Source organism: Rhodococcus sp. 1R11, assembly GCF_004563845.1.
In the GTDB taxonomy this organism is placed as follows: Bacteria; Actinomycetota; Actinomycetes; order Mycobacteriales; family Mycobacteriaceae; genus Rhodococcoides.
Window position 1 is genome coordinate 556,738 of record NZ_SPNG01000002.1, and the last position, 20,526, is coordinate 577,263.

General features: G+C 64.9%; 17 protein-coding genes and 1 rRNA gene. 16 read left to right on the forward strand and 2 right to left on the reverse strand.

The window, feature by feature from the left end; all coding sequences use genetic code 11:
- The first annotated feature begins 40 nt into the window (after positions 1 to 40).
- The 13 genes from pheS (at position 41) to E4P29_RS05915 (ending at position 16,309) form a co-directional block, all read left to right on the forward strand.
- Positions 41 to 1,108, forward strand: coding sequence for a phenylalanine--tRNA ligase subunit alpha (pheS, locus tag E4P29_RS05855; protein ID WP_032386899.1), 1,068 nt, complete (start codon positions 41 to 43; stop codon positions 1,106 to 1,108).
- A 55-nt stretch (positions 1,109 to 1,163) separates the two neighbouring features.
- A complete protein-coding gene (gene pheT / locus E4P29_RS05860; RefSeq protein WP_135042659.1) occupies positions 1,164 to 3,650 on the forward strand; it encodes a phenylalanine--tRNA ligase subunit beta in 2,487 nt (828 codons plus the stop codon).
- Positions 3,651 to 3,719: 69 nt separating this feature from the next.
- The gene (locus tag E4P29_RS05865) at positions 3,720 to 4,274 is read left to right on the forward strand and encodes a hypothetical protein (RefSeq protein WP_135042661.1); all 555 of its coding nucleotides are present in this window, start codon (positions 3,720 to 3,722) and stop codon (positions 4,272 to 4,274) included.
- A gap of 52 nt (positions 4,275 to 4,326) precedes the next feature.
- The gene (gene argC, locus E4P29_RS05870; RefSeq protein WP_135042663.1) at positions 4,327 to 5,382 is read left to right on the forward strand and encodes an N-acetyl-gamma-glutamyl-phosphate reductase; all 1,056 of its coding nucleotides are present in this window, start codon (positions 4,327 to 4,329) and stop codon (positions 5,380 to 5,382) included.
- Positions 5,379 to 6,617, forward strand: coding sequence for a bifunctional glutamate N-acetyltransferase/amino-acid acetyltransferase ArgJ (gene argJ / locus E4P29_RS05875; protein ID WP_135042665.1), 1,239 nt, complete (start codon positions 5,379 to 5,381; stop codon positions 6,615 to 6,617). Before argC ends, argJ begins: the two co-directional genes overlap by 4 nt.
- The gene (argB, locus tag E4P29_RS05880) at positions 6,614 to 7,528 is read left to right on the forward strand and encodes an acetylglutamate kinase (protein ID WP_135042667.1); all 915 of its coding nucleotides are present in this window, start codon (positions 6,614 to 6,616) and stop codon (positions 7,526 to 7,528) included. Before argJ ends, argB begins: the two co-directional genes overlap by 4 nt.
- Complete coding sequence (locus E4P29_RS05885) at positions 7,525 to 8,730, forward strand: acetylornithine transaminase (RefSeq protein ID WP_135042669.1); 1,206 nt, start codon at positions 7,525 to 7,527, stop codon at positions 8,728 to 8,730. The genes argB and E4P29_RS05885 overlap by 4 nt, the downstream gene beginning before the upstream one ends.
- Positions 8,727 to 9,662, forward strand: a complete 936-nt coding sequence (gene argF / locus E4P29_RS05890) for an ornithine carbamoyltransferase (protein WP_032365513.1) — start codon at positions 8,727 to 8,729, stop codon at positions 9,660 to 9,662. Before E4P29_RS05885 ends, argF begins: the two co-directional genes overlap by 4 nt.
- Before the next feature lie 23 nt (positions 9,663 to 9,685).
- Entirely contained in the window at positions 9,686 to 10,174 is a 489-nt protein-coding gene (locus E4P29_RS05895) for an arginine repressor (protein ID WP_027497232.1), read from the forward strand.
- Between the two features lie 52 nt (positions 10,175 to 10,226).
- A complete protein-coding gene (locus E4P29_RS05900) occupies positions 10,227 to 11,426 on the forward strand; it encodes an argininosuccinate synthase (protein WP_135042671.1) in 1,200 nt (399 codons plus the stop codon).
- Positions 11,423 to 12,871, forward strand: coding sequence for an argininosuccinate lyase (gene argH, locus E4P29_RS05905; protein ID WP_135042673.1), 1,449 nt, complete (start codon positions 11,423 to 11,425; stop codon positions 12,869 to 12,871). The genes E4P29_RS05900 and argH overlap by 4 nt, the downstream gene beginning before the upstream one ends.
- Positions 12,872 to 12,980: 109 nt before the next feature.
- Positions 12,981 to 15,998, forward strand: coding sequence for an AMP-binding protein (locus E4P29_RS05910; RefSeq protein ID WP_135042675.1), 3,018 nt, complete (start codon positions 12,981 to 12,983; stop codon positions 15,996 to 15,998).
- A gap of 104 nt (positions 15,999 to 16,102) precedes the next feature.
- Positions 16,103 to 16,309 (forward strand): Trm112 family protein, encoded by a 207-nt coding sequence (locus tag E4P29_RS05915; RefSeq protein WP_027497228.1) that lies wholly within the window; start codon positions 16,103 to 16,105, stop codon positions 16,307 to 16,309.
- Between the two features lie 10 nt (positions 16,310 to 16,319).
- Here E4P29_RS05915 and E4P29_RS05920 read toward each other — a convergent pair whose 3' ends face one another.
- Positions 16,320 to 17,075, reverse strand: coding sequence for an ABC transporter permease (locus E4P29_RS05920; RefSeq protein ID WP_135042677.1), 756 nt, complete (start codon positions 17,073 to 17,075; stop codon positions 16,320 to 16,322).
- Positions 17,072 to 17,839, reverse strand: a complete 768-nt coding sequence (locus E4P29_RS05925) for an ABC transporter ATP-binding protein (RefSeq protein ID WP_245154173.1) — start codon at positions 17,837 to 17,839, stop codon at positions 17,072 to 17,074. The genes E4P29_RS05920 and E4P29_RS05925 overlap by 4 nt, the downstream gene beginning before the upstream one ends.
- Positions 17,840 to 17,876: 37 nt before the next feature.
- Here E4P29_RS05925 and E4P29_RS05930 point away from each other — a divergent pair, with 37 nt between their 5' ends.
- From E4P29_RS05930 to E4P29_RS05940, 3 genes are all read left to right on the forward strand, one after another.
- Positions 17,877 to 18,530, forward strand: coding sequence for a DNA-3-methyladenine glycosylase (locus E4P29_RS05930; RefSeq protein ID WP_135042679.1), 654 nt, complete (start codon positions 17,877 to 17,879; stop codon positions 18,528 to 18,530).
- 38 nt (positions 18,531 to 18,568) lie between these two features.
- On the forward strand, positions 18,569 to 19,843 hold the full coding sequence (tyrS, locus tag E4P29_RS05935; RefSeq protein ID WP_027497224.1) for a tyrosine--tRNA ligase: 1,275 nt from the start codon (positions 18,569 to 18,571) through the stop codon (positions 19,841 to 19,843).
- 560 nt (positions 19,844 to 20,403) lie between these two features.
- A 16S ribosomal RNA gene (locus E4P29_RS05940) occupies positions 20,404 to 20,526 on the forward strand; the annotation flags it as partial.

Consider the following 20,526-nt stretch of genomic DNA (forward strand, 5'->3'; position numbering starts at 1 on the left):
CTTCGTGCAGACCGACCATTATTCGAGGAGTGCATCTGTCGTGGCGAAGAAAGAGTCCGGGCCCGAGCCGGTAGATCCGAGCGTTCTCGAAGAGTCCGCACTCGACGCTGCGGTGGACTCGGCCGAGCAGGCGTTCGCCGACGCGTCGGACCTCGATGCGCTCACGAAGGTCAAAATCGATCACGTGGGTGGCAAGGCGCCACTGGCGTTGGCTCAGCGCGCCCTCGGAGCTCTTCCCGGTGACCAGAAGGCGGACGCGGGCAAGCGCGTCAAGGTGGCACGAGACCGGGTGCAGAAGTCCTTCGACGAGCGCCGCGCAGTGCTGTCGGCGGAGCGCGATGCGGCGATTCTCGTGGCCGAGACGATCGACGTGACGCTGCCGACCGACCGGGCACCCGTCGGAGCGCGCCATCCCATCACGATCATCTCCGAGCAGGTTGCCGACGTCTTCGTCGGAATGGGCTGGGAGGTCGAAGAGGGCCCCGAGGTGGAAACCGAGCACTTCAACTTCGACGCGTTGAACTTCCTGCCCGATCACCCGGCTCGCACGATGCAGGACACGTTCCACATCGCGCCGGAGGGCTCGCGTCAGGTACTGCGTACGCACACGTCGCCGGTGCAGGTGCGATCGATGCTCTCTCGCGAGGTGCCGATCTACGTCGTCTGTCCTGGCCGAACGTTCCGTACCGACGAGCTCGACACGACGCACACTCCGGTCTTTCATCAGGTCGAGGGGCTCGCGATCGACAAGGGCCTGACGATGGCGCATCTGCGCGGAACGCTGGACGCGTTCGCGCAGGCTCTGTTCGGCAGCGATACGCGTACTCGGATGCGGCCCAACTACTTTCCGTTCACCGAACCCTCCGCGGAGGTCGATGTGTGGTTCCCCAAGAAGAAGGGTGGAGCCGGTTGGGTCGAATGGGGTGGCTGCGGAATGGTCAACCCGAAGGTGTTGCAGGCCAGCGGCATCGACCCGGAGGTGTACACCGGTTTCGCGTTCGGCATGGGACTCGAGCGAACTCTGCAGTTCCGCAACGACATCCCGGACATGCGGGACATCGTCGAGGGGGATATCAGGTTCACTCTGCCCTTCGGTGTTCAGGCCTGACGCGGCCACTCTCCAGCCCCACTTCATCTCGGATACAAGAAAGAGCTGAGCACACGTGCGAGTCCCACATTCCTGGTTGACCGAGGTCCTGCACGCGGGTACTCCCGACTGGTCCGTCTCGCCCGACGAGCTCGACGCGGGTTTCGTACGCGTCGGTTTCGAGGTCGAGGAGCTGGTCTCGTTGGACAACGTGACGGGGCCCCTCGTGGTGGGTCGGGTCGAGTCGATCGAGGAACTGACCGAATTCAAGAAGCCCATTCGGTTCTGCCTCGTGAACGTGGGGGCCGACGAGCCGCAGGAGATCGTCTGCGGTGCACGCAATTTCGCCGAGGGGGACCTGATCGTCGCGGCGCTGCCCGGCAGCGTGCTGCCCGGCGGGTTCGCCATCGCGTCGCGCAAGACGTACGGCCGCAACTCCAACGGGATGATCTGCTCGACGCTCGAGCTCGGTCTCGGCCGGGACCACTCCGGCATCCTGGTGCTACCGGAAGGGACTGCGCAGCCCGGCGACGATGCCAAAGTCGTTCTGGGCCTAAATGATTCGGTGATCGAGCTGAACGTGACACCGGATCGCGGGTACGCCTTTTCGGTACGCGGCCTGGCCCGTGAGCTGGCGTGCAGCTTCGATCTTCCGTATGTGGATCCGGCGCGCACGATGCCCACCGAGGTCACCGGCGACGCCTGGCCCGTGACGGTCGAGCCCGAGTCCGGTACTTCTCGGTTCGCTCTGCGCAAGGTCGTGGGGATCGATCCTGCTGCCGTCACTCCCTGGTGGATGCAGCGCAGACTGCTGCTGGCCGGGGTGCGACCGATCTCGGCGGCCGTGGACGTGACCAACTATGTGCTCCACGAACTCGGCCAGCCGTTGCATGCTTTCGACGCAAGCAAGCTCGACGGTCATCTCGTCGTGCGGCGCGCGAATGCGGGGGAGACGCTCACGACGCTCGACGGCGTCGAGCGGTCGCTCGATGCGGAAGACGTGGTCATCGCCGACGGAACGGGAGCCATCTCGTTGGCCGGCGTCATGGGCGGGGCGTCCACCGAGGTCGACGACTCGACCAGCGATGTCGTTCTCGAAGCAGCATCGTTCGATCCGCTCGCGGTGTTCCGAACCGGCCGTCGCCACAAGCTGTCGAGCGAGGCGAGCAAGCGTTTCGAGCGGACTGTGGATTCGGCGCTCCCGGTTGCGGCGCTCGATCGGGCCGCACAGTTGCTCGTCGAGATCGCCGGTGGACGTATCGAACCGGTGCTGACCGACATCGGCGAGGCTGCCCGTTTCCCGTCGGTGACGATGGACTTCGACCTGCCCGATCGGATCGCGGGTGTGCAGTACCCCGACGGGACCGCTGCTCGACGGCTCGCTCAGATCGGATGCACCGTCGAGGTGGATGTCGACGGTGGCGGCCACGGACAACTGGTCGTCGATCCTCCCTCGTGGCGACCCGACTTGGTGCAGCGCGCCGATCTGGTCGAAGAGGTGCTGCGGCTCGAAGGGCTCGAGAAGATCCCGTCGATTCTGCCGTCCGCTCCCGGTGGGCGCGGCCTCACCGCCGAGCAGAAGCGTCGGCGGGCAGTCGGCAAGGCTCTTGCGTTCGCCGGCTATGTCGAAGTTCTTCCGCCGGTGTTCCTGCCCAAGGGAATCTTCGACACGTGGGGCCTCGACGCGGACGACCCGCGCCGGGCGACGACGTCGGTGTTGAACCCGCTCGAGGCCGACCGCCCCGAGCTTGCGACGACCGTGCTTCCCGGTCTGCTCGAAATGCTGAGCAGGAACATCGCGCGCGGTCAGCGGGACGTGTCGTTGTTCGGAATCGCCCAGGTCGTTCTCCGGCACGACGCGACCGCTGCAGTGGACGCGTTGCCGGTCGATCGGCGACCGACCGACGATCAGATCGCGATGCTCCGTGGGTCCCTCCCCGCACAGCCGGTACACGTGGGCGTGGTGCTCGCCGGTCAGCGTGAGCCCTCTGGGCCCTGGGGTCCGGGCCGAGCAGCCGAGGCCGCGGACGCGTTCGCCGCTGTGCGCACTGTTGCCGCGGCGTCCGGCGTGCAGGTCGATCTTCGTGCAGCACAACACCTTCCCTGGCATCCGGGCCGGTGCGCCGAGGTTCTTCTCGACGGTGAGGTCGTCGGGCACGCAGGCGAACTGCATCCGGCCGTGCTCGAGCGAGCCGGTTTGCCTCCGCGTACGTGTGCGGTGGAGCTGAGTTTGAGTGCTCTGCCCGTCGTCGAATCGCTTCCGGCCCCCGAGGTATCCCCATACCCGGCAGTGTTGCAGGACGTCGCTGTCGTGGTCGACGCGTCCGTGCCCGCAGCGTCCGTCGAGGCAGCGCTGACGATCGGCGGTGGAGAGCTGCTCGAATCCATCCGACTGTTCGACGTCTACGAGGGTGAGCAGGTCGGCGAGGGGCGTAAGTCATTGGCGTTCGCCCTCCGGTTCCGCGGTTCGGACGGAACCCTGACCGAGGATCAGGCGACGGCGGCTCGCGACGCAGCCGTGGCGGCGGCGTCCACAGCGGTCGGTGCCCAGCTGCGTAGCTGAACCGTCGACGGCGCTGCCGGTGTTGTGCGTAGCGTGGTGTCATGACGGGCACGACGACGGGAGCAGCCGATGAGTGAATCCGACACGCAGGGCACGGCCTCGGATCTGCAGGTGTTGAACGAGGTCCTCGCGGCGGTGGTCGGCCGACCTCGGTTGGCTCCGGTGGCAGCGGCGGCATCTGCTCTGGCGGCCGAGTTGGGGACGGCGGAACCCGAGCCCGCCGGTCCGGATCGCGGCGTCCCGCCGGGAACCGTTCCCGATGTGGATTTTCCGCAGGTGACGAAACCTCGTATCGACCAGCCGCTCGGCGATCCACCCCCGGGAGCTCCGTTGGGCGGGACGGTGCCGGGCGTCATCGATGCGGAATTGGTAGACGACCTGCCCGTCGGCGTTGGTGGGGGTTATGTCGGCGGTGCGACTACGGGCGACTTCACCGACTCCGGGGTGCCGACCTGGGACGGGGTGCGAGAGAAGGTGGAGCACCGCTCGGGCACGGCTCTCGGGGCGGAGGAGCTGGACCGGGAATCGAGAGCCGGTCAGGACCTGGACGAACAGTGGAACGATCGGCAGGAAGCCGGCCGAAAGAAGCTCGACGAAATCCGTAGATCGATGGGTAACAGCTAACGTTTCGGGCCCACCGATGAATGGGCTTGCATGATGCTGCATAATAAACCGCATGACTATTTCGGAGGCAACGCCGAAGCGCATCGCGGTGGCGGGTGCCAGTGGCTACGCCGGTGGTGAGATCCTTCGTCTGCTGCTCGGCCACCCAGCTGTACGCGACGGCTCGTTGGTCATCGGAGCGCTGACTGCGGGCGGCAATGCAGGCGCGACGCTGGGTGAGTTCCATCCCCACCTGTTGCCGCTTGCCGACCGTGTTCTCGGCCCCACGACGGTCGACGAACTCGCCGGGCACGACGTGATCTTCCTCGGGTTGCCGCACGGTAAGTCCGCCGAACTCGCGCTCCAGTTGCCCGAATCCGTGGTGATCATCGACTGCGGTGCCGATTTCCGCCTCAACGACTCCGCAGCCTGGGAGAAGTACTACAAATCCCCGCATGCGGGGACTTGGCCGTACGGGCTCCCGGAGCTACCGGGGCACCGCGAGCTTCTGGTCGGGGCAACGCGTATCGCCGTACCCGGGTGTTATCCGACGGTGTCGAGTCTTGCCCTGGCCCCGGCAGTTGCCGCCGGAATCATCGAGCCACGGGTCAACATCGTTGCAGTCACCGGCACGTCCGGTGCGGGCCGGGCACCCAAGGCCGACCTGCTGGGCTCCGAGGTGATGGGCTCGGTTCGCGCATACGCGGTAGCAGGCGCGCACCGACACACCCCCGAGATCGTGCAGAACCTGTCGGCGGTAGCCGGTACCGACGTGTCGGTGTCGTTCACTCCGGTACTCGCGCCGATGCCGCGTGGCATTCTGGCCACCTGTACGGCCGTGACCACCGCTACCGAGGCTCAGGCCGTCGTGGTGTACGAGAAGGCCTATGCAGCGGAGCCTTTCGTTCATGTTCTTCCGGCCGGTCGGCTGCCGCAGACCGGTTCGGTCATCGGATCGAACGCCGTGCAGATGAGTGTGTCCGTCGATGCAGACGCAGGTTTGCTGGTCGTCATCGCGGCCATCGACAACCTGGCCAAGGGAACAGCCGGTGCAGCAGTGCAATCGATGAATCTGGCGTTGGGAATCGACGAGACCGACGGTCTCTCTACCGTAGGAGTTGCTCCATGACCGGCCTGAAGAGCGAGACGGATGCGGTCGCCTCGATCGCGGGGAAGCTCGTGCGTTCCCAGGGCGTGACGTCTCCCGCCGGATTCCGTGCGGCCGGGATTCCCGCGGGTATCAAGGCAAGTGGCAGGTCCGACCTTGCTCTGGTGTTCAACGAAGGTCCGGACTTCACGGCAGCGGGCGTCTTCACCCGCAACAAGGTCAAGGCCGCGCCGGTGCTGTGGTCGCAGCAGGTGCTCACCACCGGTCGGCTCCGCGCGGTGGTGCTGAACTCCGGCGGGGCCAACGCTTGTACCGGTGCACCCGGTTTCCAGGACGCGCATCGGACGGCCGAGGAGGTCGCGTCCGTGTTGAGCAACTGGGGTTCGGAAACAGGGGCCATCGAGGTTGCCGTGTGCTCGACGGGTCTGATCGGCGACCGGTTGCCGATGGACAAGCTGCTACCCGGTGTGACCGAGGTGGTCCATGAACTCGCAGGCGGCATCTCGGGTGGTACCGATGCGGCGTACGCGATCATGACCACCGATACCGTTCCGAAGCAGGCCGCGATTCATCACGCAGACAAGTGGAATGTCGGTGGCATGGCCAAGGGCGCGGGCATGCTCGCACCCTCACTGGCCACGATGCTCAGCGTCATCACCACCGACGCCGTCGCGACCGCGGAGCAGCTCGACACCGCGCTTCGCGCGGCCACCCGGTTGTCCTACGACCGACTCGACGTCGACGGCGCATCCTCCACGAACGACACGGTACTGCTGCTCTCCTCCGGGGCGAGCGGTGTGAGCCCGTCGCAGGAGGACCTCGACGCTGCTGTCCTCGCGGTATGCGACGACCTCGCCGACCAGATGATGGCCGATGCCGAGGGCGTCACCAAGCGGGTGAAGATCACCGTCTCCGGTGCGGTATCGGAGGACGAGGCTCTCGTCGGTGCGCGGACGGTCGCCAGGGACAGTCTCACCAAGACGGCCCTGTTCGGTTCTGACCCCAACTGGGGCCGTGTGCTCGCGGCGATCGGTATTGCTCCGATCGAACTCGATCCGGATCGGATTGCCGTGTCGTTCAACGGCAATCCGGTGTGCATCGACGGCGTCGGCGCTCCGGGTGCTCGCGAGGTCGACTTGTCCGGAGTCGATATCGCCGTGACCATCGACCTCGGACTCGGGTCCGGTACGGCCACGATCAGAACCACGGATCTCTCCCACGCCTACGTCGAAGAGAACTCGGCGTACTCGTCATGACTGCTGCTGCAGAGCAATTGACCGCAGCGCAGAAGGCGTTCACCCTCGCCGAGGCACTGCCCTGGCTCCAGCGCTTCTCGGGCAAGATCGTCGTGGTGAAGTACGGCGGGAACGCCATGGTCGACGACGATCTCAAGCGAGCATTCGCCGCCGACATGGTGTTTCTACGCACCGTCGGAATTCATCCCGTCGTCGTGCACGGCGGCGGCCCGCAGATTTCGGCCATGCTGAGCAGGCTGGGCCTGACGGGTGAGTTCCGCGGCGGATTCCGGGTCACCACACCGGAAGTCATGGACATCGTTCGGATGGTGCTGTTCGGGCAGGTCGGCCGTGAACTCGTCGGCTTGATCAACAGTCACGGGCCGTATGCCGTCGGAATCTCGGGGGAGGACGCGCACCTGTTCACCGCGACCCGTCGTTCGGTCTTGGTCGACGGCGTCGATACCGATATCGGTCTGGTGGGCGACGTCACCTCTGTAGATCCGAAGGCGATCTTCGATCTGATTGCCGCAGGACGCATTCCGGTGGTCTCCACCATCGCACCCGACAGCGACGGCGTGGTGCACAACATCAACGCCGATACCGCTGCTGCTGCTCTCGCCAGTGCGATCGGGGCCGAGAAGTTGGTCGTGCTCACCGATGTCGAGGGTCTCTACACAGCGTGGCCCGATCGCAGCTCGCTGACCTCTCGAATCGACGCGTCGGAACTCGACGCATTGCTGCCCACGCTCGATGCCGGGATGGTCCCCAAGATGGAAGCGTGCCTGCGGGCCGTTCGTGCCGGCGTACCTTCGGCGCACGTCATCGACGGTCGCGTCGAACATTCGGTTCTGGTGGAGCTGTTCACCGGTGAGGGGATCGGCACGATGGTCACCCCCGATCACTCGTCTACGTCAGGAGTCACGTCATGACCGGCACGCAGTCCACGGTCGATCTACAGCAGCGGTGGTCCACGTCGCTCATGGACAACTACGGTGTGCCGCGCGTAGCGCTCGTCCGAGGCGAAGGTGCTGTGGTGACCGACGCCGACGGCAAGCAGTACCTCGACCTGCTGGCCGGTATCGCCGTCAATATCCTGGGCCACGCTCATCCTGCGGTGATCGAGGCGGTCACTGCTCAGCTCTCCACGCTGGGTCATACGTCGAATCTGTATGCGACGGAGCCGGGTATCGAACTGGCCGAGCAATTGTTGGCGCACCTCGGTGCGGGTGCGACGGGGCGAGTGTTCCTGTGCAACTCGGGAACCGAGGCCAACGAGGCGGCGTTCAAGATCGCGCGTCTGACCGGTCGTCCCCACATCATCGCCGCGGAGAAGGCCTTTCACGGACGGACGATGGGTGCACTGGCGCTCACCGGACAAGCCGACAAGCGCATTCCGTTCGAACCCATGCCTGCCGGTGTCCAGCACGTGCCCTACGGAGACATCGCCGCGCTCGAGGCAGCCGTCGATTCCGACACCGCCGCAGTGTTTCTCGAACCCATCATGGGTGAGGGCGGCGTGGTCGTTCCTCCGGACGGATATCTGGTTGCCGCGCGTGAGATCACGGCGAAGCACGGCGCGCTGTTGGTCCTCGACGAGGTGCAGACCGGTATCGGCCGCACGGGCTGGTTCTACGCCCACCAGTCGGTCGGCATCGTGCCCGACGTGATCACCTTGGCCAAAGGACTGGGCGGGGGTCTGCCCATCGGAGCCTGCATCGGCATCGGGGCGGCGGGAGAGTTGTTGCATCCGGGCAAGCACGGCACCACCTTCGGCGGCAACCCGGTCTGCGCCGCTGCTGCGTTGGCTGTGTTGCGGACCATTGCCGCCGACGACCTCGTGTCGCACGCCGACAGCCTCGGCAAGACCATCGCTCATTCCATCGAGGCTCTCGAACACCCTCTCGTCAGCCATGTTCGGGGCTCCGGGCTTCTGCTCGGAGTGGTGCTCACGGCCGCGGTTGCGCCTGCAGCCGAGGCAGCAGCCCGTGACGCAGGCTTCCTGATCAATGCGGCGCAACCAGACGTATTGCGGCTCGCACCGCCGCTGATCATCACCGAAGAGCAGGCCGCGTCGTTCGTCTCGGCACTACCGGCAATTCTCGACGCAGCACAGGAGGCACACCAGCCATGACCGTTCAGCACTTCCTTCGCGACGACGACATCACTCCGCAGCAGCAGGGTGAAATTCTGGCGCTCGCGGCCGAGATCAAGCGGGCTCCGTTCTCCAAGCGGCCGCTCGAGGGGCCGAAGGGTGTCGGTGTGATCTTCGAGAAGAATTCCACCAGAACTCGGTTCTCGTTCGAGTTGGGCATTGCGCAGTTGGGCGGTCACGCCGTTGTGGTGACCGGAAGCGACACTCAACTGGGCCGCGAGGAGACTCTGCAGGACACCGGACGCGTGCTCTCCCGCTACGTCGAGGCAGTCGTCTGGCGTACGTTCGGGCAGAAGCGCCTGGAGCAGATGGCAACGGGCGCAACGATTCCTATTGTGAACGCGCTGTCCAACGAGTTCCATCCCTGCCAGGTCCTCGCCGATCTGCAGACGCTGATCGAGCACAAGGGAAACCTGACCGGACGGACGCTGGCGTACTTCGGCGACGGTGCCAACAACATGGCACATTCGCTTCTCATCGGCGGAGTGACCGCGGGACTCGATGTCAGGATCGCCGCTCCGAAGGAATTCGCACCACTCGGTTACGTCCTCGATGCCGCACGTGCGCGCGCCGAGGAGACCGGAGCGTCCATCACGGTGACCGAGGACCCCGACGAGGCCGCCGACGGTGCCGATGCTCTCGTCACCGATACCTGGACATCGATGGGTCAGGAGAACGACGGACTCGATCGAGTCGCTCCGTTCCGGCCCTACCGCATCGACTCCGAGCTGCTGTCGAAGGCCAAATCCGATGCCGTCGTGCTGCATTGCCTTCCTGCCCACCGCGGCGAGGAAATCACCGACGAGGTGCTCGACGGTCCGCACAGTGTCGTCTGGGACGAGGCCGAGAACCGTCTGCACGCTCAGAAAGCACTGCTGGTCTGGCTCCTCGAGCAGGCTCGGCGACCGTGAGTGACGACGTCACTGCGGTTCCGCTGACCGCGTCGACCCGCGCGGGCAGACAGGCGCGGATCATCGCGTTGCTGGCCACGCATCAGGTGCGCAGTCAACCGCAGTTGGCGTCGTTGCTCGCCGCCGAGGGGATCGACACCACCCAGGCGACGCTGTCGCGTGACCTCGAAGAGTTGGGTGCGGTGAAGTTGCGCGCTCCCGACGGCGGAGTCGGGGTGTACGTGGTCCCCGAGGACGGCAGCCCGGTGCGCGGGGTGTCGGGCGGAACCGACCGTCTCCTGCGGCTGTTGGGGGAGCTGTTGGTGTCCACCGATCACAGCGGAAACCAGGCAGTTCTGCGGACACCGCCCGGAGCTGCGCATTACCTGGCCAGCGCGCTCGATCGTGCTGCATTGCCGGAAGTCGTGGGAACGATCGCCGGAGACGACACGATCCTGCTCATCGCCCGTGAACCGACCACCGGCGGTGAGATCGCCGACAAGATAGAAAAGCTCGCTCGACGCGGAAACTGAGATCCGGTCACTCCGCACTGCACCACACGAACCACGAAGGAGCGTCATCACCATGGCCGAACGCGTCATCCTCGCCTACTCCGGCGGACTCGACACCTCTGTCGCCATCAGCTGGATCGGACGGGAGACCGGCAAGGAGGTCGTCGCTGTTGCCATCGACCTCGGCCAGGGCGGTGAGGACATGAATGTCGTCCGCCAGCGCGCATTGGACTGCGGTGCAGTCGAATCGGTCGTCGTCGACGCCAGGGACGAGTTCGCCGACGAGTACTGCCTGCCGACGGTGCAATCGAACGCGCTGTACATGGATCGGTATCCGTTGGTCTCGGCCATCAGCCGCCCGCTGATCGTCAAGCATCTGGTGGAGAACGCACGTGCGCACGGCGGAACCGTCGTCGCCCACGGGTGCACGGGCAAGGGCAACGACCAGGTCCGGTTCGAGGTCGGTTTCAACACGCTCGCTTCGGAGCTCGAAGTGCTGGCACCGGTACGCGATTACGCGTGGACCCGGGAGAAGGCGATCGCGTTCGCCGAGGAGAACGACATCCCGATCAACGTCACCACCAAGTCGCCGTTCTCCATCGACCAGAACGTGTGGGGACGGGCAGTGGAGACCGGCTTCCTGGAAGATCTGTGGAACGCGCCGACGAAGGATGTGTACGACTACACCGAGGATCCGACGGTCAACTTCCAGGCACCCGACGAACTGATCCTCACGTTCGACAAGGGTCGCCCGGTCGCCATCGACGGCCGTCCGGTGTCGGTGCTCGGTGCGATCCAGGAACTCAACACCCGTGCGGGCGCTCAGGGTGTCGGCCGATTGGACGTCGTCGAGGATCGCCTCGTCGGCATCAAGAGCCGTGAGATCTACGAGGCTCCCGGTGCGATGGTGCTGATCCGTGCGCACGAAGAACTCGAGCACGTGACCCTCGAGCGCGAACTCGGCCGCTACAAGCGTCATACCGACCAGAAGTGGGCCGAGCTGGTCTACGACGGCCTGTGGTACTCGCCGCTCAAGGGTGCGCTCGACACGTTCGTTCAGCACACGCAGGAACACGTCTCGGGCGACATCCGCCTGGTCCTGCACGCGGGCGGAATCATCGTCAACGGCCGTCGCAGCGGGGAGTCGTTGTACGACTTCAATCTCGCCACCTACGACGAGGGCGACACGTTCGACCAGTCCGCGGCCAAGGGATTCGTGCAGCTGCACGGGCTGTCCTCCAAGATCGCAGCGAAGCGGGACCTGGGCCTGTGACCACTTCGAGCAACGCACACCGAACCAACGAAGGCTCGCTGTGGGGCGGGCGCTTCGCTTCCGGCCCGGCGGCTGCCATGGCTGCCCTGAGCAAATCGACACACTTCGACTGGGTTCTCGCGCCCTACGACATCCGTGCGTCCATGGCGCACGCTCGGGTTCTGAACGGTGCCGGACTGCTGACCCCGCAGGATCTCGAGACGATGCTCGACGGTTTGCAGCGGCTGGCCGACGACGTGGCGTCCGGTGAGTTCGTCGCTGCCGAGTCGGACGAGGACGTGCACGGCGCCCTCGAACGCGGTTTGATCGACCGGGTCGGACCGGAGGTGGGTGGTCGGCTGCGCGCCGGCCGCTCACGCAACGATCAGGTCGCGACCCTGTTCCGAATGTGGTTGCGCGACGCCGTCCGTCGGGTGTCGGTCGGTGTTCTCGACGTCGTGGACGCATTGGCGACTCAGGCTGCGGCTCACCCCACCGCGGTCATGCCCGGCAAGACTCATTCGCAGGCGGCGCAGCCGGTGTTGTTGGCGCATCATCTGCTCGCACATACCCATCCGCTGCTGCGTGATGTCCAGCGGTTCGCGGACTTCGACAGGCGAGCGGCGGTGTCGCCCTACGGTTCCGGGGCTCTGGCCGGCTCCTCGCTCGGTCTGAGCCCCGAGAAGATCGCCGCCGAACTCGGGTTCGATTCGTCCGCCGAGAACTCGATCGACGCCACGTCCTCGCGTGATTTCGCGGCGGAAGCCGCATTCGTCCTGGCGATGACAGCGGTGGACCTGTCTCGGTTCGCCGAGGAGGTCATCTCGTGGAGCACACCCGAATACGGTTACGTGACTCTCGCAGATGCGTGGTCGACGGGCAGCTCGATCATGCCGCAGAAGAAGAATCCCGACGTCGCGGAGTTGACTCGTGGCAAGACGGGCCGCCTGATCGGAAATCTGACCGGCCTGTTGGCCACCCTCAAGGCACAACCGTTGGCGTACAACCGGGATCTGCAGGAAGACAAGGAGCCGGTCTTCGATTCGGTGGCTCAGCTCGAGTTGCTGCTCCCGGCACTCACCGGTTTGACGGCGACATTGGAGTTCCACACCGATCGCATGGCCGAACTCGCGCCGGCCGGGTTCACGCTCGCCACCGACATCGCCGAATGGATGGTGCGGCAAGGCATTGCGTTCCGGGTCGCTCACGAGGCAGCAGGTGCCTGCGTGCGTGCGGCGGAAGCGCGGGGCGTGGGGCTGGTGGATCTTACCGACGACGAGCTCTCGTCGATCGATCCGGCGCTGACTCCGGCGGTGCGCGAGGTGCTCACCGTGGAGGGTTCCATTTCCTCGCGTGATGCTCGCGGCGGCACCGCGGCGGTTCAGGTGGCGCATCAACTCGGTGGTGTGCGGGCGATTGCGTCGACGTTGCGCGCGTGGGCTGAGATACCGGTGTTGCGGCACTAGTCGAGCAATCGACATCCTCGCCGTATTCCACGACTGTGATGTGAGAAGCTTTCGTCACGCGAAGACCGATGTCGGTCGTTCCGTCGGGGCCGAACGCAGGAGTGTATTTGTGGGACTGAATGCAGACGCGGTACGTGGTCCACTGCGGCGTGCTATCGCAACGGCCCAGAACGGCCTCGAGGTCATTCGGCTGGGTGGTCTCGAGACCGAGGTCGATCCGTCGCCTTTCCGGGTGATGGACCGTGAGCCGATGTATCGGTTGCGGCGTTACTTCCCCGACGACGTTCCCGTGGACGGTCCTCCGGTGGTGCTGATTCCGCCGATGATGGTCTCCGCGGACGTGTACGACGTCACCACCGATCAAGGTGCGGCCGGCATTCTGCACGGCATGGGCATGGACCCGTGGGTGGTCGATTTCGGTTCGCCCGATACCGAAGAGGGCGGGTGGAGCCGTACTCTGGCCGATCATGTCGTTGCGATCAGCGAGGTCGTGGACAAGGTGCACGAGCACACCGGCCGCGACGTTCACCTCGGCGGGTATTCGCAGGGCGGCATGTTCTGCTACCAAGCTGCCGCCTATCGAGGTGGACGAAACCTGGCCAGCCTCATCACGTTCGGAGCTCCGGTCGACACATTGGCCGGCTTGCCCTTGGGTATCCCGGCCGGTGTGGCAACTCGGGGCGCAGAGTTTCTGGCCGACCATGTCTTCACGCGCTTGGCCGTGTCGGGGTGGATGGCGCGGACAGGATTTCAGCTACTCGACCCGGCGAAGACCGTGCGGTCTCGTTTGGATTTCCTGCGACAGTTGCACGATCGGGAAGCACTGTTGCCTCGGGAGCCGCAGCGCCGCTTCCTGGCTATGGACGGCTGGGTGGCGTGGTCCGGGCCCGCCGTGGCCGAGTTGCTCAAACAGTTCGTCGTGCACAACCGCATGATGACCGGCGGCTTCGTCATCAAGGACAGGCTGCTGACGCTCGCGGAATTGACGGTGCCGGTGTTGGCATTCGTCGGCGAAGTGGACGACATCGGACAGCCCTTGGCGGTCCGCGGAATCCGGCGTGCCGCACCCCGGGCGCAGGTATTCGAAACCACGCTGAGGGCAGGCCATTTCGGTCTCGTAGTGGGTAGTACGGCTGCTGCTCAGACATGGCCGACCACCGGAAACTGGATTCGGTGGCGCGAGAACCTCGGACCGAAGCCCGAGGCCGTGCGCGTCATGGAACACGAGGAGCACTCGGACAGCGAGAGTGGCGTATCGATCACCAACAGGCTCATCCATACCGCTGCCTCCATCGCCGAAGTGGGAGTCGGTGTGGGACGCGGATTGGCCTCGGCTGCGACCGGTGCCGTGCGCGGTACCCGCGAGATCTCGACCGAGGCCGTGCGCACCCTCCCGCGGCTGGCGCGGCTGGGTCAGATGCAGCCGCACAGTCGGGTCTCGTTGGGCCGCTTGATAGCTGAGCAGGGAAGAAAGTCTCCGCTCGGCGAGTGCTTCCTCTTCGACGACCGAGTGCACACCTACGACGCCGTCAACGTGCGTATCGACAATGTGGTTCGGGGCCTGATCAGCGTCGGTGTACGGCCGGCATCGCGCATCGGTGTGTTGATGGAGACCAGGCCGAGTGCCCTCGCCGCCATTGCTGCCCTCTCGCGCATCGGCGCTGTTCCGGTGTTGCTGCAGCCGGGTAGCGACCTCACGGCTGCGCTACGCACCGTGGACGTCGATACCGTGATCGCCGATCCGGAGAATGCCGCGGCGGCCGTTCCGGTCGCGCCCAACGTACTGGTGCTCGGCGGCGGCGAGACGCGGCGGCTCGATGTTCCGGACGGCTACGAGGTGATCGACCTCGAAGCCATCGACCCCGACGCCGTCCGGCTACCGGCCTGGTTCGAGCCGGATCCCGGTCGCGCTCGCGAATTGGCGATGATTCTGTTCACCACCACCGATCGTGGCCTCGAACCGCGTTACATCACCAACCATCGCTGGGCACTGTCCGCATTCGGTACCGCGACGACGGCCGCTCTCGGTCCCGGCGACACCGTGTATTGCCTTGCACCGCTGCATCATTCGGCGGGCATACTCGTGACCATCGGCGGCGCGCTTGCGGGTGGATCGAGGATCGCGCTCTCCCGTGGTCTCGATCCCGAGCGCTTCAGGGAAGAGGTGTACCGCTACGGCGTCACTGTCGTCAGCTACACCTGGACGATGATGCAGCAGATCACCGACGACGGGCGCTTCCCGGTCGACACCGGTCACCCGGTTCGGCTGTTCATCGGCTCCGGTATGCCGGTGGGATTGTGGCGTCGCACCCTGGCGAAGTTCACCCCGGCGCGAGTGCTCGAGTTCTACGCCTCCACTGAGAACGACGTCATTCTGGCCAATGTCGCCGGGACGAAGATCGGCTCGAAGGGACGCCCGCTGCCCGGCAGTGCGCGAGTGGCGCTGGCGGCATACGACCCGATCACCGGTCGGCTCGAAGAGGACGACGACGGATTCGTGCGGCAATGCCGCGACAACGAGATTGGGCTGCTCCTGGGCCGCCCGAGCGGTGACGGTGAAGCGACCAGCCATGTCATGCGTGGGGTCTTCGAGCCCACCGACGCGTGGATACCCACCGAGAATCTGTTTCGGCGTGATTCCGACGGCGACTACTGGCTCATCGATCGTAAGGACACCGTGGTGCGCTCGGCCCGAGGGCCGGTGTACACCCAGCCGATCGTCGACGCCGTCGGCGATCTCGACCAAGTCGGTTCGGCCGTGGTCTACGGAGTCCGCGTTGCGGTCGACGGGCCACGGTCGATCCGCGTGGAAGCGTCGGCCACCGAGGTCGCCGTGTGCGCGGTCTCCTTGCAGCCCGAAGCGGTGATCACCGCTCGCGCTCTCACCGATGCCCTGGGAGTCCTGCTTCCGGACGAGCGCCCGGCGATCGTCCACGTTGTGTCCGACATCCCGGTCGGTCGCGCCTATCGACCCAATGCGTCTGCCTTGAAACAGGCAGGAATTCCTACTCCGAGCGCACGATCGTGGTACTACGATCCGGAGTCGAACAGCTACCGCCGACTGACGAAAGCTGTTGTGGCAGAACGCTTCGTGGGACGTCAGGCCACGGCCGAGAAGTCGTCCTGACGGAAGAGGGCAGCCAACGGCCCGCGAGACGGCCACAATCGGCGTTCGGTAGCGTGAACGAAGACCATCACTCCGGCTCGGTCGGAGCAGACAGAAGGACACCTGTGGCAATCGACTCGACACTGCTCTCCATCCTCGCGTGCCCTGTGGACAAGGGCCCGCTCCTGCTCGTCGAGGACGAACTGCTGTACAACCCGCGACTGCGTCGCGCATATCCGATAGAGAACGGCATTCCGGTGTTGCTCGCCGACGATGCACGCGATGTCGACGACGCCGAGCACGAGTCGATCCTGGCGCGCGCCACGTCCTAGACGGTCCCGTTCATGGGGTTCGCCGACGCAATGTTGCTGCCGCCCCGGTCAGCGCTGCCACGGTGAACATCACGACCACGGCGATGTCGGCCCCCATGCGCCTGGTTGCATCGGGGTGGACGGATATCTCCTGCAGGGCGTCCACCAGGTAGCTCAGCGGCAGAAGGTTGCTGACCGCACCGAGCCAACTCGGCATCTGATCGTGGGCCACCAGGAGCCCGCAGAGGAAGAGCTGCGGGATCACGACGACCGGCATGAACTGGACCGCTTGAAATTCGGTACGTGCGAAAGCGCTGCACAACAGCCCGATCGCCACTCCGAGCATCGCCCCTAGTACTGCGATCACCAGAACCCACCCGATCGAGCCGTCGATGTCGAGTCCGAGCAGTCCGAATGCGAGTGCACACGCGAGCAGCGCCTGCCCTACAGCGGCGAGCGAGAACGCGGAGCCGTAACTCGCAAGCAGGTCCATCTTGGACATCGGTGTGGTCAGCAGGCGTTCGAGCGTTCCAGTGCTGCGTTCGCGCTGCATCGAGATCGACGTGAGCAGAAACATGACGACGAACGGCAGAATGCCGAGCATCGTGATCGCAATTCGATCGAACGACGATTGTTGGTTCGGCGGAGCTGGGACGTCTCGGTACAGGAAATACAGCAGCACCATCAATAGAGACGGCACGAGCAGGACCATGGCCACCGATCGGTGATCGGCTCTGAGCTGGCGCAGGATTCGACCCGTACCCGCTACGTAGATTCGTGCGTTCACGATGTCTGCTCCGTGGATCTGATGAGCGAGAGGAACGCGCGGTCGAGGTTCGTTTCCTTCGTCCGCGCCAGTAGCGCTTCGGGGCTCGATCGGTCCAGGACGGCACCGTCGCGCATCAGTACGAGCTGGCTGCAGTGTTCTGCCTCCTCCATCACGTGGCTCGAGACCAACACTGTCGTACCTGCCGCTGCGATTGCGGCGAATCGTGACCACAGTTCCGAGCGAAGGACGGGATCCAACCCGACCGTCGGCTCGTCGAGGACGATGAGTTCGGGTTCGGCGACCAGCGCGCTGGCCAGGGAGACTCGGCTCAGTTGGCCACCGGAGAGCTCACCCGCCCGCGACGCCGCATGGTCGGTGAGTCCGACAGCCTCGATGGCGGACGCCACCTCGGAGTGGCGGCGACCGTACAGCGACCCGAAGTACTGCACGTTCTCGCGAACGGTGAGGTCTCGGTACACGCTCGGTGCCTGCGTCACGTACCCGACAGTGCGGCGCAGGGAGGCGGAGCCGGCTGGGCATCCGAGCACTGTCACGGTTCCGCTGGCAACGATCTGCGTGCCGACGATGGCGCGCATCAGCGTGGTCTTTCCGCAGCCCGATGGGCCGAGGAGGCCGGTGATGGCAGCCCGCGGAATCGTCAGGGACAGATTGTGCAGCACCGTTCGGTTGCCGCGGCGAACCGTCAACCCCGTGATCTCGACGGCATGTTGCCCGGTGAACGCCATGTGGGCCTCCAGACTCTCGTCGATCGATGCAGTCATAGCCCCGTCGATGCCTCGGGGTCAAGGGCGCAGCATCATGGGACGGGTGAACGCTGCTGACTTGGAAATCGGAGAGCCGGACGACGCAGCCCGACGCATCCTCGGGGCCACCGTCCATGCAGGCGCGGTGTCGGTGCGCATCGTGGAAGTCGAGGCTTACGGCGGTCCGGTCGACGGTCCCTGGCCCGATCCCGCTGCGCATTCTTTCCGTGGTCGCACACCCCGAAACGCCGTGATGTTCGGTCCTGCGGGGCGGTTGTACGTCTACCTGAGTTACGGCATGCACCTGTGCATGAACGTCAGTTGCGGGCCGGATGGGACGGCGGCTGCCGTCCTGCTTCGAGCCGGTCACGTAATTGCAGGTCACGACCTCGTCGACGGCAGGCGCGGTGGCGGACAGTCGCGAACAGCGCGGGTCGAGGCCGGGTGGGCTCGCGGGCCCGGCAATCTCGGTCGAGCACTCGCAGTGGGACTCGCCGACAACGGGACCGATCTGTTCGACGCGTCGTCACCGATCACACTCGAGCTGCCCGAACATCCCCTGGGCGACGATGCGGTGAAAGTCGGTCCGCGCGTGGGTGTGAGTGTGGCAGCGGACAGACCGTGGCGTTTCTGGCTACCGGCCTCGCCTGCAGTGTCGAACTACCGGCGCAGTCCCCGGGCTCCCCAGCCCGGCTTGCGTGAGGGCTGAACGAGGCGGCGGCAAGTGCATGCGGGAAGATCGACGTCGTGAGCGAGAACATCATCGACGAATTGACCTGGCGCGGACTGATCGCGCAGTCCACCGACGTGGAAGCACTGAAGAAGGCCACCTCGGACGGGCCGATCACGTTGTACTCCGGTTTCGACCCGACCGGACCCTCGCTCCACGCAGGCCACCTCGTTCCGCTGCTCGCCTTGAAGCGGTTCCAGCGGGCCGGTCATCGGCCGATCATTCTCGCGGGTGGCGCAACCGGACTGATCGGTGATCCTCGCGATGTGGGGGAGCGGACCATGAATTCCCGTGAGGTGGTCACCGAGTGGGCGTCGCGTATCCGGGGGCAGCTCGAACGGTTCGTAGACCTGGACGACGGCCCTACCGGTGGCGTGGTGGTGAACAACCTGTCCTGGACGGGGGAGTTGTCCACCATCGACTTCCTTCGAGACGTCGGCAAACACTTCTCGATCAACGTCATGCTCGCGCGTGAGACGGTCAAGACTCGGCTCGAGGGTGACGGCATGTCGTACACCGAGTTCAGTTACATGTTGTTGCAGGCCAACGACTACGTCCAGTTGCGCCGGGAGTACGGCTGCAGTCTGCAGATCGGTGGCTCGGATCAGTGGGGCAACATCATCGCCGGCGTGGAACTGAACCGTCGGCAGGACGCCGAACAGGTCCACGCACTAACCGTTCCCCTGGTCACGTCGTCGGACGGCAAGAAGTTCGGTAAGTCCACCGGTGGTGGCAGTCTCTGGTTGGACCCCGAGATGACCAGCCCGTACGCCTGGTACCAGTACTTCGTGAACACCGGTGACGCCGATGTTGTCAAGTACTTGCGCTGGTTCACCTTTCTGTCCCAGGACGAACTGGCCGAATTGGAGACCGCAACCGAGGAACGGCCGCACGCCCGAGAAGCTCAGAAGCGACTGGCAGCGGAGATGACGACTCTGGTTCACGGCGAAGAGGCAACTCGCTCGGTCGAGCTCGCCAGCCAAGCGCTGTTCGGGCGGGCAGAGCTCACCGACCTCGACGAAAGCACTCTGGCCGCGGCGTTGCACGAGGCATCGGTGGCCGACATCGAGGTGGGTGCTCCGAACACGATCGTCGACCTCCTTGTCGCGACGGGGCTGAGCGAGAGCAAGGGTGCTGCGCGCCGGGCTGTCAAAGAGGGCGGGGCAGCGGTGAACAACGTCAAGATCGCCGACGAGAACTGGACACCGTCGAGTGACGACCTCTTGCACGGACAATGGTTGGTGGTCCGGCGCGGGAAGCGAAACTTTGCGGGAGCACGAGTGGCTCGCTGAATCCAGGATCGGCCAGTGGCCGGAGTCACATTGATGTAATTTGGTTTGGACATCCGCTCGAGGGGCAATCCATCGACCGCGACCAGGCTGTTCACACCGATTGTGTCCGAACGACCTGGGGATTTGACGCGTTGTTATCCGGGGCGTAACTTTGTCCAAGTCAGAGCGACACGGACGCCAGCCCAGACCGCAAGGCCTGAGCGAAGCGGACGCGCTCTACACAATCCGGTTCGGATACGACTTCGGTTGTGTCTTAACCGCGGATCGAAGGCCAGTTTGACTGAGCCGGAACATCCGATCTAAGCTGGAATGGTTGCCCCGGACACCGACGAGATCATCTCGGACGTGAATGGTGTGTGCGTGTTCTTTGAGAACTCAACAGTGTGTCGATGAATGTCAGTGCCGAATTTTATTTGGTGAAAGCATTCGATGTATCAACTGCCCGCTTGTGGTGGTTGTTGTCGGGTGTTGTTTGAAAATGCTAGTTGAGTTTATTTGCTAGTGATTTGACTCTTTATGTTTATGACTGATTTACAGTTTCGACTGTTGATCGAGAGTCTTTTACGGAGAGTTTGATCCTGGCTCAGGACGAACGCTGGCGGCGTGCTTAACACATGCAAGTCGAGCGGTAAGGCCTTTCGGGGTACACGAGCGGCGAACGGGTGAGTAACACGTGGGTGATC

Bases quoted from the DNA above. Each gene is read 5' to 3' on its own strand.
- E4P29_RS05865 (WP_135042661.1), top strand. From the start codon at position 3,720: ATGAGTGAATCCGACACGCAGGGCACGGCCTCGGATCTGCAGGTGTTG.
- argC (WP_135042663.1), top strand. From the start codon at position 4,327: ATGACTATTTCGGAGGCAACGCCGAAGCGCATCGCGGTGGCGGGTGCC.
- argJ (WP_135042665.1), top strand. From the start codon at position 5,379: ATGACCGGCCTGAAGAGCGAGACGGATGCGGTCGCCTCGATCGCGGGG.
- argB (WP_135042667.1), top strand. From the start codon at position 6,614: ATGACTGCTGCTGCAGAGCAATTGACCGCAGCGCAGAAGGCGTTCACC.
- E4P29_RS05885 (WP_135042669.1), top strand. From the start codon at position 7,525: ATGACCGGCACGCAGTCCACGGTCGATCTACAGCAGCGGTGGTCCACG.
- argF (WP_032365513.1), top strand. From the start codon at position 8,727: ATGACCGTTCAGCACTTCCTTCGCGACGACGACATCACTCCGCAGCAG.
- E4P29_RS05900 (WP_135042671.1), top strand. From the start codon at position 10,227: ATGGCCGAACGCGTCATCCTCGCCTACTCCGGCGGACTCGACACCTCT.
- E4P29_RS05925 (WP_245154173.1), bottom strand. From the start codon at position 17,839: ATGACTGCATCGATCGACGAGAGTCTGGAGGCCCACATGGCGTTCACC.
- E4P29_RS05930 (WP_135042679.1), top strand. From the start codon at position 17,877: ATGGGACGGGTGAACGCTGCTGACTTGGAAATCGGAGAGCCGGACGAC.